Below are 13,987 nucleotides of genomic sequence, written 5' to 3' on the forward strand. Positions count from 1 at the left end.
TACACAATAACTTTTTTTATTTATCTTTATTTACAACTACAACCAGAGGACTTGTTTTGTTATTTCCGCAGGAGCGCAGGAACACTGTGATAAGCTTTATTTTTATCAACGTCGGAATACATGCTGATTCTAAATTCTACAATACCCCCTTTAATTTGGAGAGTTCATCGGAGGTAAGCTGAAGCTTCTTGAGTTTTTGAATAGTTTTCATGATTTTACGTTTTTAATGTCAAACTAAGTAAGAAGTTATTGTGTGGCTTTTGTATAATTTAAAATGTATTCATACATACCTTTATACGAATCCTCTTTTAAAATTTTAATTTTCTCCGATGGATTACATTTGTTTGCATCAAAATTCCCAGAATAAGAATGTTGACTGCATGTGCCGAAGCAAACAGGGACTAAAATGTAATTTTTACATTTCGTATTGTCAAAGGGAATCTTTATGCGTTCATAGTAAGATTTATTCCAAACCGGAATGCCATCGTTTTGTAATTCTCCAACACAAGCTTTAGAGTCTTTTCAAAAATCACAAGCTGTGCATTTATATAATATTTCTATCGTAGTTAATGACAATTTGATTGTAAGAATCAGCATGACATCTGTATTTCTTACCATAATCTCCTTGATTATAATCCTCACAAGTAGTGAGTAAGCATCTTTTAGCTAAATCATATAGTCCATAATTATGCTGTCATCAGTAAGTTATGGACTTTTTTATGAATTCACCATATGTAGCAAAACCGAAACACAAGGGTAAAATGCATCCCTATGCGTCCCAGGTCTTCGTGTTTCAGGCTATTCGGTTAGCAAGGGTATGTGGTCCGTTATAACCTCTATGTGACCCAAATCCTCTCCCCGGCAGTCTGATAGTCGGTGAGCGATCCGGCTGGCACTTTAACGCAATCATCTGAAATAGCGTTATTAAATGGTGTCGGATTATTGGAAACAGTGACAACTTGCAGTATGTACCTTGCCCGGCAAATTACCTTTTTTACCGATTCCCGTTCGAAAACGATTCTTCTGGGGCCGTTCGATTGTCCGGAAGAAGACGGCCGCAGATGTCAGACCCTCCGTTGCATGTCGACAAACAGACAAATAAGCGTATCTTGGGGCCCTTATGTATCATTTCAGACACGGGTAATGCCGCAAGGAAACAGAGAAAAAATGGAAAACTACAAATACCATCATGCAGAATTCCCGATGCTTCCATTCGAAGGGCCGTAGTGGGAACACCTGCACTTATGCTTTCGGGTGTGCTTTACCGGTGTTTATCGCAAGAGTTTATAAACCGATCAAAGCACAACGCAATGAAAACCTCCATTACCCCCAGGCTCAACTACCGACCAGACTCGGCGGGGCGCCGTGCGCTTATCGTCCAGGTGATCCACAACCGCCGCCGCAGCATCCTGACCACCCCTTACCGCCTGCGCCCCGAAGAGTTCGACGCCCGGAGAGGGCGTGCCGTGGCTACGAACCGCGGCAAAGCCCACCTCACCTTGATCCGCGATGCGAATGAGTGCATCGAAGAGTATATCCGGCAACTGCGAGCCATCGCCGACCGCCTTCACGAGACCGGCAAACCTTACACGGTATCGGACATCACTGGAACGTATAAGCTCGGCGGCGACAACCGCTACGTGGAGATCTTCGCAGAGCATGTTGCCCGCGAACTCGAAAATGCTGGACGCTTCGGCACGGCCCGCTCGTACCGCTCGCTCCGGAGCGCGTGGGTCAAGTTCGCGGCCCACCGCCAATGGCGCTTTTCGCAGCTCGACGGCGGTACGGTCTCCGCCTTTGCGGCCTACCTCGAAAGCCGGGGCCGCAAGCGCAATACGGTAACATTCTATCTGAGGACCCTGCATGCACTCTACAACCGCGCCCGCGTGTACGGCTGCGCCCCCATCCACCGGGACCCGTTTCCGAACGTGTCGTTCAAGCCCGCCCGAACCCCGAAACTGGCCGTCAACCGCAGTCTGCTGCGTATCCTCGCCACCAGTGATTTCGGGGACCGCGAACTGAACGAGGCTCGCGATATGTTCCTGTTCAGTTTCTACGCACGGGGCATGTCTTTCGTCGATATATGCTATCTGCGTAAGGAGAATATCCGTGGCGGCACGCTGCACTACGAGCGGCAGAAGACGCACCAGCCGTTCAGCGTGGCCCTTACGCCGCAACTGCAGGAGATCATCTCCCGCTACGACGATCCCGCCTCCCCGTGGGCGCTTCCCTGCATGGGGCGGGGCATGATCCGCTCGGCATTCAGAAACGAAGAGATGGCTGGCGACATGCCACCCGGAAAACTATATACCTTTTACCGCATGGCCCTGCAATACTATATCACACAACTGAAGAAAGTCTCGCGGAGCGTGGGCTGCCGCCGGCTGACCTTCAACGTGGCCCGGCATACGTGGGCGACCGAGGCCCGGGGCATGGGCGTCCCGATGCCGCATATCAGCGAAGGCCTGGGCCACACCTCGGAACGGACGACGCGATGCTACCTGGCGCAACTCGACAGCGGCACGGTGGACCGGATCAACGAAAAAGTCACGAAGCTGTATTGAAAAAGAGGGAACGGGGGAAACCGCCCTAAGCATGCGATTCGCTATGTTTAGCGAAAAACCAAAGTAAAATCGCTATGTTTAGCGAAAACAAAAGATAAAATCGCTATGTTTAGCGAATCTTGTCTGATTTCGTATCCTTGCTGCCAACAAACAGACAAAACCGGACTGGTCTTCATTTTATGATACAAAAATATATATTATCTGCGTTTTATGCAAGAAAAAATATAAAAACAGTAAATCAGAATAGTCCGGGTACGGAGCTTTCTTGATAAGTCCGTCCGTTTTACCGCGTCCCCGATTGTTTTACCGCATCGTGTCCTATTCGTACCTGTTATCGCCATGCAACCGGTCCCTCCACAAACCGCACAGTAAGCGGTCTGGGATGCTTTTTTTTCGTACATCTCCGAGCCGTCTTGCAGTGCATTGTTTTACCGTTTCGATATTTGCCGGTCTCCCGCAGTCGGGTTATAACCAATGCATTATGTCCCGTATCATTTACCCGGAAATGCGATTTCGTTCCGGTAAAACATTGTCCGTGATATTTCAGGCTGCGTATAAGCGCATTATACACAGCAATCGTTTCTGGTTTTTCGCTAAACATAGCGAATTATTTGTTAAATTGCGGCATATGGCACCATAACCGGTTAGTTTTTAACACAAAACGAAACCCGTATATGGAGAAAAGGCTGTATATGCTGTGGCTTACTCTCTGCCTGTGTTTCATAGGTGCAGGGGCTTTCAATCTCCTTCGCGCCCAACAGTCGGCGTCAAGGCCGATCTATCGTACGGAGAGTGCTGTCATCGGATACCGATCGGTTACCGGTATCTATAGTCTTTTTATAAAAAAATCACAGTTTTTTTTCGAATCCACCGGCTTGCATGGTGGGAATGCCAGTTTCCGATATAGTTCGGGAAAGACACCGCATGTCGTACGGTTCTCGGGAGAGGGTCCGTACCGGTGTTTAGAGAATGCGATTTGTGCCGGCAATGTTTTGTACGCCGGAACGAAGGCGTCCTTTGTATCAATTGACTCCCGCCGCTTTCCGGAGGTGTCTATCATCATACCTATCAACGATACATGCCAGACCATGGAGTTGCCGTGTCCGTCTGTATTGCCGCTTTTTATTGCCTGGGCTGAAGCATCGTAGTTAGATATTTGAATAAATGATATGGTAAAACGATAAATAGAAGATAGAAAATGAAACGCGCGCTTTTATTGTTTACGATAGTCGTTTCCTGTGTCTCGCAGGAACTCTATGCGCAGAAGGTGGCGGTGAAAACCAACCTGCTTTCCGATGCTTTTTTCAGCCCGAATCTGGGCGTTGAAATAGGGTTCGCCCCCAGGTGGACATTGGACGTGAGCGGACAGTTCAACGGATGGACGCTTTCGCATGACAGGCGGTGGAAGCACTGGGCAGTGCAGCCGGAAGTTCGCTATTGGCTATGCGACCGCTTTGGCGGACACTTTTTCGGTGCGCATTTACATGGCGGACAGTACAACATCGGCGGATTCGACGGGAAAATCAATATGTTGGGCACTGACTTCCGGAAGCTGAAAGATACCCGCTATCAAGGCTGGTTTATCGGTGCGGGCGTATCATACGGCTACGCCTTTATCCTTGGCCGCCATTGGAATCTGGAAACGGAAATCGGTTTGGGCTATTCTTATACCCGCTATGACAGGTATCGGTGTGCCGGATGCGGCAAAAAAGTGGAAACGGACAAGCCCCACCACTACATGGGCCCCACCAAAGCGGCCATCAACCTGGTTTATCTATTCTAAAAAATGCAACTAACATGAAAAGAACAATACTCATACCGGTAATCCTGTTGGGATTGGGACATTTGCCAGAAGCGGTAGGACAAAATACCGATACTGTCATACCTGGTGTTTCCGTCGAAAATTCCAACATGAATCGAGAGGGAAAATACCTTGCCGTGGAGATAAATTTGGATATAAACAAACTCGATGTGGATGCCAACCGTGCCGTGCTGCTCACGCCGCGTTTGGTCAACGGGACGGATTCTCTTGACCTGCCCTCGGTGGGAATTTACGGGCGCAGGCGGTATTACTATTACGTACGGAACGGCATAGGCAGTATCTCGGGTGAAAATGAAACGGTCTATCGCGCGTCGGGCAAACCGAACAGTCTGGCATACAATAACCTTACGGAGTACGAAGACTGGATGGACGGGGCAACGCTTAAATTCCACCGCAGCGATTGGGGGTGTTGTCACGAAATATTGGCGGAATACGAAGGCGTATTGGGGCGTCATCGAGAGGCTTTCTTCCCGGAATTGATATTTGTGCAACCCGAAGCGGAAATCATGAAAAGCCGTTCGTTATCCGGATCGGCATACATAGACTTCCCGGTCGACCAAACGGCGATTTATCCCGATTACCGTCGCAATACGGTCGAATTGGGCAAGATACAGGCGACTATCGACTCCGTACGCAACGACAAGGATGTCTCCATCACTTCCGTGTGGCTGAAAGGTTTCGCTTCGCCGGAAAGTCCCTACAAGCACAACACGGAGCTGGCCATCGGGCGTACAGCCGCACTTAAAAAGCACATCGGGCAGCTGTACCACTTTGCAGACAGTATCATCCGGACAGACTACGAACCGGAAGACTGGGCGGGCCTGCGCCGTCAGGTGGAACAATCGAACATTAACCATCGCGGGGAGATTCTGGCTTTGATAGACAGCGACATGGAACCGGATGCCAAGGAGGCAAAGATCAAGCGCACTTACCCGGAAGAATACCGCTTCATGCTGCAACATTTCTATCCGGCGTTGCGCCATACGGACTACCGCATAGACTACGCCATACGCACGTTCAGCGAAGTGGAAGAGATAAAGCGCATTATGGCTGAGCAGCCGCAGAAGCTAAGTCAGAATGAGTTCTACCTCGTTGCCGGAAAGTATGAGCCAGGCACGGATGAGTTTACCGATGTCTTTGAAACAGCCGTGCGTATGTTCCCGAACGATGAGATTGCAAACCTCAATGCCGCCAATGCCGCTATCCGGCGCGATGATTTTGAAACGGCACATAGGTATCTCGACAAGGCAGGCGACTCCGCCGAGGCTGTCTATGCACGGGGCGCATTAGCCATACGCAAGAAAGATTATAACACGGCACGCCGGTACCTGAGCAAGGCGAAAGAGATGGGATTTGAAAAGGCCGGCAGGACGCTCGACGAACTGAACGAAAGATTGCAATGACCTCAAATAGACAGGATAAACCAAGAGATAAGGAACAATATTTTCAAACATTTTAATTTATCGACAATGAAAAGAAATTTTTTATTCATGTCCATGCTGGCAGCCCTGTTTATGGCAGGATGCTCACAGGAGGAGATTACTCCTGGCGGCGAGGACAACGGTAACGGTGAGGCCAATACCAGCTATATGGCCGTAAACCTGATGTCCTCTGATGTGACAGGTACTCGTGCCGCTGCCGGTTACGAGGATGGAAGTGAAGCCGAAAACGATGTTGAAAAAGTCCGTTTTTATTTTTTCACCGCGAACGGCGCCGTTGCTAACGTTAAACTTTTAAACGGCAGCTATGTAAACTTCTATGACTGGGAACCCACTGATGCGGATCAGACGTTTCCTGACGGAAATGGCAACGATGATATCGGAAGTAAACTCAAGGCCACGATTGTCATCAGTACCAAGGACGGAGACAGACTTCCGCAGAGAATTGCGGCTGTGCTGAATCCTCCCAGAGATGATGATGGTAATGTCCTTTTGGGTAACACATCAATGAGCCTTACCAATCTGAAGGCTGTTGCCGCCGATTATGCCGCCACCGGTCTGACCACAAAAGGCAAATTCGTGATGTTCAATTCCGTATATGGGGAAAATAGCGCAGAGGTATGTGCTGTCCCTATCGAGTCTGACCATCTACAGAAAACTGAAGCCCTTGCCAAGGCCAACCCCGTCACAATCTATGTCGAGCGTAGCGTGGCCAAGGTCAGCGTTGCCCTGGGTTCTGCTGTAAGTGCTGCCGGCAGTGACAAACTTGCACTGAAAGATAAGGATGGTAATGACCTCAAAGTATCAGTAGATGGAGAACAGGTTTACCTGAAACTCAACGGTTGGAGCCTGACCGCCGAAACCGATGAGGGCAGATTGGTCAAGGCTATTGATCCCACATGGACAAGTAGTTGGTGGAACGGCACACACCGCAGTTTCTGGGCCATCAATTCTGAGGATGCCGCGAACGACTATGATACTTACAACAACACTATCAATAATGCCTTTAGCACTTCATTGTACACCAATGAGAATGCTTTGGATTATGCGAGTTCCTCTATCAACCGCACCAAGGTTATCCTCAAGGGGACTCTTTGTAAGGCAGACGGTACAACGCCTTTCACTATTATAAGACACTTGGGTATCTATTCTGCCGACACATATTCTACGACCGAGTCTTCAAACCTCCCCGTATTGAAGGCAAGTATTCTCAATCAATTGACAGCCGGTGGATATACTTACTATTCGGGAGACAACACGACACGTACAGGGCTTAGTGCCAGCGATCTTAAGATTGTAATCGTGGGACAGGCAACATCCGAGCCAAGCGATGGAAAAGCGCGCAACTGCTATGTATATGCCCAGTTGACAGATGTCGCAAAAGCGAAGAAGTGGTACACTTCTTCAAACACCGCCGTGACGGCAACTGTTTCATCCGATGTCATTAACGGCAAACTTGCAGACAAGGATATAGTTGACAGGGCTCTGGTCTGGAAGTCCGGTATGACCTACTATTACTATGAGATTATTCATCATAAAGAAGCTAATCAAACTAACGAAACGGCTACCAAAGGTATAGTTCGCAATCACATATATAAAACAACCGTGACTAAGATCGCCGGTCTCGGCACCCCTGTTTACGATCCCGACCAGGTAATTTATCCCGAGAAGCCCGAAGACAATGACCACTACATCGCTGCTGAAATCGATATCCTGTCTTGGCGCATTGTCGAGAACAACTATGAGTTGAAGTGGTAATATGAACCCGGACGCCCGAAGGCGTTCCTGATACATACAGTGTGGGAGGCGGCTCCCGTCTCCCACACATATTAATTAAACAGAATAACGAATACAGTACCCGCCCACCGGTACACAAGGGAGGTGCGGCATCGGAGACCTGAACGCAAGACAGGTATCCCATTTGACGAGAAAATCCGGATGCGGAAATTCCGCACACAATATATAAATATCAAGAAAGAGTAAACGATATGGATATACGGGCAATGATAAGGAATTTGGCAGCCAAGGTCTGCGTGGCGTCAGTCTGCCTGTCGGCTCTTCCGTCCTGCGACAGATGGTTCTACGAGGAAGAAGGCGACTGTTCGGTATATTACCGGCTCAAATTCCGTTACGATAAGAACTTGAAGTGGGCTGATGCTTTCGCAAACGAGGTTTCATCAGTTCACCTGTATGCCTTCGACAAATCGGGTGTACTGGTATGGCAGCGTGAAGAACAGATAGATCCGACTACGGCGGAGAACTACTCGATGTCGCTCGACCTGCCCGCCGGCGATTATCGACTGTTGGCATGGTGCGGTCTCCGGAACGATGGCGAGCGTGAAGAGTCTTTCTCCGTACCCGAAGCCCGTGTCGGCGAGACCCGTATGAAGCAGTTGCAGTGTGCCCTGAACCGTAAGTACGACGAGTCCGGCGCATACAGCAAAGAAAGGCTTTACCGGCTCTTTCATGGCACTTTGGATGTGTCGCTGCCCTCGAACGATGACGGGGGCAGTTACGATTACACCATGTGCCTGACCAAGAACACCAATCATGTCCGCGTCATACTGCATCACCTTTCGGGAGAGGATGTGGATGTGAATCAATTCGCCTTCCGTATAGAGGACGAGAACGGTTTGATGGCTCATGACAATGAATTGATGGAAGACGAGAACATTACCTACCGTCCTTGGAAAACGCAGAACGGCGAGGCTGGCGTAGGAAAAGATGATACCCGTGCCGTCATCCAAGTAAAGGGGGCCATCGCCGACCTGACCGTGGGACGTATGATGGAAACACATCGTGAGAAGATGTTTCTGACCATCGCCGGCAAAGAAGACGGCGAAACGGTGGCCCGCATCCCGGTGATAGACTATGCGCTGTTGGCAAAGGACTATTACGAGGAAGAGTACAACCGTTCGATGACCGACCAGGAGTTCCTGGACCGCGAGGACGACTATGTGATGACATTCTTCCTTGACGAGGACAACCAGTGGATCAACAGCTACATACTGATTCACTCTTGGCGTGTGGTGCCGAGTAACATTGAAATTGAATAATCAGGAAGAAGGGTTGGACTGATGAAACCGAACATTATACATAGCATTGTAATCTGCCTGACGGCATTCGCATTGCTTTTTATGGTGGCGTGCAGCAGTCAGGAAGAATCCTTGCCGGACAACGTTACGGAAGCTGCCCTGTATCTGAATATCGCCACCATAGGACAAACAAGGGCGAGTACGGCAGAACTGCCCGACAACGAGAAGATGAACAGTGTACGCGTGGTTGTACTACATGCGGCTGACGGAACGGTGGAACATAACCGCCACTTTTCGCTGGAGGGTGCGCAGGCACAGAAAACCATCTTACTCAAGGTAACACCGAACGAAAAGAAGAAGATATTCCTCTTCGCCAATGAAGAGAGCGTGTCCACGGTAGAAGGTGTAACTGTAGAGGGTGAAAATCAAACGCTGACCGCTTTCTTCAACAGTTATACAGAAGGAATGCCCGGCTTTGAAGCCGCGGTGAACAACCTCTATTTCGCTCCGGACTATTCGGGCGGAAAACCCATCCCGATGTCTTCCATGTACGAGATAGATTTTCCTGAAAAAGGGAATTTCGACGGGACGTTCTACGTGGTACGTGTCGCCACCAAATTCATGGTGAACTTTATGAACTGGCGTGGAGAGGAAGTAATTGTGGACAATTTCACCATAGCGAGCCATGCCGACAAGAACTTTCTGATGGCGCATGTCAATGACAGCGAACAAAACGAGCAACTTTTCAACGGAAAAACTTGGATAGATTGGTTGAAGGAGGTTTCCGACGCCTCGTCCGAAAATGACGATTACGCCGTCACGGAAGCCGCCGGCTGGCTGAAAGACTACGAACTGCCGGCACAAGCGGATAAGGCAATCACCTATACCCACGGGACGGTTACCGTTGGAAAACCGACAGTGGATATAGACAACCCCGATAACTCGAAACCGGGTGTGGCGAAGAATATTCCCGTTTTCTACCTGCCCGAAAGCAAAAGCCCCAAAGCGGGAGCAACAGACGGCGAGCAGGAGTACACCCTGACAATCAAGATAACCGGAAGGGATGAACCTTTCGTCTGCAAGTTACCCAACTTGAAGGCACTTTTCCGCAACACCCATGTCGTGGTGGATATAACAATGTATAATAGTAATGAAATCATAGTGGATGTGATTCCATATAGCGAGGTAATCCTTGAACCGGAATTCGGATTATAAAACAATAAATAAGTATATGAAGCATTTTGTACGACATACCGTTCTCTTCCTGATGATTTCAACCGTTACAGGTTGTTATGACGAATTTATGAAGGAAGAAACCATAGGTGAAGGCAAGGCAAGTATATCTGCCACGCTGGACTTCAAACCCATGTCCTCGGCACTGAGCCGGACACGGGCTGCCGGAGATGCATTAAAGGGTATCAATAGCTTGCATATATTGTTGTATGATCACAGTACAAAGAAGTTAATAAACAGTTGGGAGATAGAAGAATATTCCGTGTCCGATGAAAAACGTGATGATACGAATGCTGAAAACGGGAACAGTGCGGAAACAAGTACCAAACGCGCCACTTTCAAGCTGCCGGAGGAAATCAACTTCGGCAAATATTATATGTATGCCGTGGCGAACATCCCAGACCTGCTTACAAATACGGCCTATTCTGATGCCATACAAACGATAGACGAGCTCAAAAGTATTCCCCTCACATGGGACTCCGAAAACGTGACCAACAATGGCCAGATGATTGGCTTTTTCACTAAAAGCTCCGTTCCTGCTCTATCGGCGGACGACGAGTCTCTTGTAGTAAATGAAAAAAGCATAAAACTCCACGCGTGGCTACGCCGTGCGGCTTCTAAAGTGACCGTGGCATACGACGGTAGCGCATTGAAAGAAGGAGTGTTTATCTATCTCCAATCCGTGCAGATTAAAGATATTCCTTTGCAATGCTATTTGGGAAAGGAAAATAATGTGGGAAAAGAGGGGTACACCTTGGATGTACCAGAGACCGGGCCTGATATGATTGATGGAGAAATCATTACTTATCATGAAGGAGATATAACAGAGGATTTTGAATACGGGGAAGGCTGTGCAGACCATCGTGTCACGGTAGGTAGTCCCCATTTCGGTTCTCACGATGAAACAGCTCCCGCACTATACTTTTACGAGAATATACAGGGAGCGGGTAGTAGTATGCCTGACAAGAGGCAGGATTCAGACGGTAACGGGATATTGGATTTCCCCGGATTGCCGAACAAGCCGGATAAATACCCTGATTACCGCCTAAAAGATAACGTACCTTACGGTACATACATTGAGGTACATGCGCACTACATCTCCAACAATTCCGAGCGATTGGGTAACGGGCACATCATTTATCGTTTCATGCTGGGACAGGACGTGATACATGATTATAATGCCAAGCGCAACTGCCACTACAAGCTGACATTGAAATTCAAAAACTTCGCGAACGAGGCGGACTGGCATATCGAGTACGAGGAGCCGGAGCCGGGCGTGATGACTCCTGAGCCCTATTATATCTCATACCTGTACAACCATTCCATGATGTATCCCATTAAGGTGAATACTGGCGGTCGAAAGATAGAGTACATAAAAGCGGAAATCAAGGAAAACAATTGGGCGCCCCATAACGCCAGCAGCGATATTTATTATACGGGTGCTCTGAATGGTGTTGACGCACCGTGGAACGGTTTCCTGTCATTACATAAAACAACGGAAACGGTCCTATATGCAGATAAAATCGGAACAAATGAGCAATACTACAATACTGTTCCTAAACGAGGAGAACGTGAATATAAAGATTTTATTTTGCCCGACGGTAAAATATCCGAAGATTTTACGACTGCCGGTTCTGAATCGGACGATAAATACCGTGTAGAGAAACATCCTACGGAAGAGAATACATACAACATATATATTCCTATGTACACGTGCGCCAAGCAGATGATATCAACGACCGGATACACCGGAAACAATCCTTACGTGGCATATCAGAGATTGGCGAGAGTCGAGATTACAACTAAGCTGGAAGGATTGGATGAGTGCTTTTATAATGAAGTTCCGATATACCAGGTACGTCGTGTCGTGAATCCGAAGGGCATATATCGATCTTCCGAAAATAATAAGTCGTTTCATGTCGTGTTGAAGCGATTGCCGAGAGAGAATGACCAAATATTCAAGACATTCCAATCCGAAGGCCCATGGAAAGCCTATGTCATCAAGAGATATAACGGAGATGGAATCACCCTGTCGGTAACATCGGACAAAACAGAGTTAAAGGATGATCCGGAATATGGAAAAGCCATATATGGTAAAACCGGCAGCGAGATTGACTTCAGCGTGGATTTCTCCGGGAGTTCGACAGAGAACCGTTACGCTATTATCCGCGTGGAATATCACAATTATACCTGCCAGCATCTGATTTTCATACGGCAAGGTGACAAGCCTGACGATTTGGTTACAGGCGGCGTGAAGTGGTATGCCAAGAATATGAAGACTTCGACCGACCTGGCTTCCACTCCGTTGGACGAAGGGTCGCTGTTCAAATTCGGAAATTGGAATCAGCCGATAGACGCATTGAGCAATAAAAACCCATTTGAACCGTGGATAAATGTCACGCCGGAAGATTTCAAAGTATATCCTGAAGATGGCTTTACCAATGCAGGAACTGGAGTCAAAATGGAGTGGACAACCATTACTAATCTTGGTAAGGACAATAAGTTCGGTGCTCCTCAAATGGCGAATGCCAGGGTGGCTACAGCCGCAGACTTTTGGGAATTGAGGGCGGATAATGTAGAGCAGGGATACGGTGTATTGTACGGAGATGATGCCACGGAAACGGCCGATGATATCGTAGATGCTTACGGCTATGACTATGAACACAGTACGTCTGGACGTGGAATGAGAGGCTGTTTCGCGTATAACAGCGATACGGGCAAAAATCTGTTCTTCCCCATTGGCGCCTCCGGCTACGGACACAGAAAACAAAGCTATACTGCCAGTTGGGGAGATCCTGAAATCCTCAATGGAGTATTAAGATATGCTGGCGGCCGAACAAAATTATATCCAGATCCTAAAGATCGTCCGTTGTTTTACGACATATACAAACGACCGGGAGCCATCTATTGGTTAAACGCGGAGATTCCTAAAGACTACTTTACGCCGACGGATGGTGCCAGCCTGGGATGGGATATCAACTATTTTTCATTTGATTTCAATTTTATCAGTACGGACAACCTAATTAGATCCGGAGGTTCGGATGCTTGCTTTGTGCGTTGCGTAGTAGATCCATAATCATGGGAGAAGAATCAAATTTGACGATTAGCGGTGATGTAAGTAAATTGTGTATCAACGGGAAAAGTAGAATAAAATCGGAGCAGCCTTAAAAGAGAACAAATGTAACCGGACAAGAGAGTGCAAGCTGGAGATGGAAGCAAAATATCATCCGACACTGAATTGTACGCAGCCACCGACCTCTCCTATATCGAGATATGCCGGCAGTGCGGGGGGACTCTCAACGGATTTTCCCGTTATGTCAGTACCTACCATCGCCATTTGATGCAGGAACGCAACGGTATCAAATGAGTCCTGAGGAAGCCGGTAATATCAAGATGAACCAGCGGCACGGAGTTCTGAAACCCTACCTCGACAGTCTGACTGAAGCGTTAATTAAAAGGGTGAAACGTGGGAAGAAAGGTCGGAAATAAACGGCCGGGCGGGGATTGCATTCCCAATTACGTGTCCTGTGTAGGTTGGCAATAATAACATAGGCAACACAAAGAGAAAGGACAGAGTTTAAAACTTACGCAAGGCACATTGAGTATTCAATGAAAAAGCACTTGCAAAGGAATTTGCAAGTGCTTGATTTTTAAGCTCCTCAATAAGAAATTTTGCAATTTTTACAGTGTGGTGTATTTCAGTCTTTTATAAAGATGTCTTTCCCGTTTTTCTCCGATTTTGCACTATGCCAGTCGCTTTATACTTCTGACTTTTGCACATCATCAGTTAATATTTGGTCTTTCCAAGATCAACTTCATTTGCAAATATATATGTGTTTTTTGAAAAATCCTAGTATCGTCTTTATTTTAGTTTATGCTTTTGATATATTTGTA

At 47.8% G+C, this 13,987-nt stretch carries 7 protein-coding genes; all 7 read left to right on the top strand.

Annotation, left to right across the window (positions count from 1 at the left end):
- Positions 1–1,310: 1,310 nt before the first annotated feature.
- The 7 genes from PGR91_RS07105 to PGR91_RS07135 all read left to right on the top strand — a co-directional run bounded on the left by PGR91_RS07105 (position 1,311) and on the right by PGR91_RS07135 (position 13,169).
- Positions 1,311–2,564, top strand: coding sequence for a site-specific integrase (locus PGR91_RS07105; RefSeq protein ID WP_172970794.1), 1,254 nt, complete (start codon positions 1,311–1,313; stop codon positions 2,562–2,564).
- Positions 2,565–3,762: 1,198 nt separating this feature from the next.
- On the top strand, positions 3,763–4,347 hold the full coding sequence (locus tag PGR91_RS07110) for a DUF3575 domain-containing protein (RefSeq protein WP_118655995.1): 585 nt from the start codon (positions 3,763–3,765) through the stop codon (positions 4,345–4,347).
- A gap of 14 nt (positions 4,348–4,361) precedes the next feature.
- The gene (locus PGR91_RS07115; protein ID WP_081032564.1) at positions 4,362–5,789 is read left to right on the top strand and encodes a DUF3868 domain-containing protein; all 1,428 of its coding nucleotides are present in this window, start codon (positions 4,362–4,364) and stop codon (positions 5,787–5,789) included.
- A gap of 66 nt (positions 5,790–5,855) precedes the next feature.
- The gene (locus tag PGR91_RS07120; protein WP_118655997.1) at positions 5,856–7,583 is read left to right on the top strand and encodes an Mfa1 family fimbria major subunit; all 1,728 of its coding nucleotides are present in this window, start codon (positions 5,856–5,858) and stop codon (positions 7,581–7,583) included.
- A 230-nt stretch (positions 7,584–7,813) separates the two neighbouring features.
- The gene (locus tag PGR91_RS07125; RefSeq protein ID WP_118655999.1) at positions 7,814–8,881 is read left to right on the top strand and encodes a FimB/Mfa2 family fimbrial subunit; all 1,068 of its coding nucleotides are present in this window, start codon (positions 7,814–7,816) and stop codon (positions 8,879–8,881) included.
- 21 nt (positions 8,882–8,902) lie between these two features.
- A complete protein-coding gene (locus tag PGR91_RS07130; protein WP_118656000.1) occupies positions 8,903–10,075 on the top strand; it encodes a hypothetical protein in 1,173 nt (390 codons plus the stop codon).
- Between the two features lie 16 nt (positions 10,076–10,091).
- Positions 10,092–13,169, top strand: a complete 3,078-nt coding sequence (locus PGR91_RS07135) for a DUF4906 domain-containing protein (RefSeq protein WP_118656001.1) — start codon at positions 10,092–10,094, stop codon at positions 13,167–13,169.
- The last annotated feature ends 818 nt before the right edge of the window (positions 13,170–13,987 follow it).

Source organism: Candidatus Alistipes pullistercoris, assembly GCF_027665465.1.
Classification (GTDB): domain Bacteria; phylum Bacteroidota; class Bacteroidia; order Bacteroidales; family Rikenellaceae; genus Alistipes_A; species Alistipes_A hominis.

What these genes read in the sequence shown, in the direction of transcription:
- PGR91_RS07110 (WP_118655995.1), top strand. Translation starts at nt 3,763, where the DNA reads ATGAAACGCGCGCTTTTATTGTTTACGATAGTCGTTTCCTGTGTCTCG.
- PGR91_RS07115 (WP_081032564.1), top strand. Translation starts at nt 4,362, where the DNA reads ATGAAAAGAACAATACTCATACCGGTAATCCTGTTGGGATTGGGACAT.
- PGR91_RS07135 (WP_118656001.1), top strand. Translation starts at nt 10,092, where the DNA reads ATGAAGCATTTTGTACGACATACCGTTCTCTTCCTGATGATTTCAACC.
- PGR91_RS07130 (WP_118656000.1), top strand. Translation starts at nt 8,903, where the DNA reads ATGAAACCGAACATTATACATAGCATTGTAATCTGCCTGACGGCATTC.
- PGR91_RS07105 (WP_172970794.1), top strand. Translation starts at nt 1,311, where the DNA reads ATGAAAACCTCCATTACCCCCAGGCTCAACTACCGACCAGACTCGGCG.
- PGR91_RS07125 (WP_118655999.1), top strand. Translation starts at nt 7,814, where the DNA reads ATGGATATACGGGCAATGATAAGGAATTTGGCAGCCAAGGTCTGCGTG.
- PGR91_RS07120 (WP_118655997.1), top strand. Translation starts at nt 5,856, where the DNA reads ATGAAAAGAAATTTTTTATTCATGTCCATGCTGGCAGCCCTGTTTATG.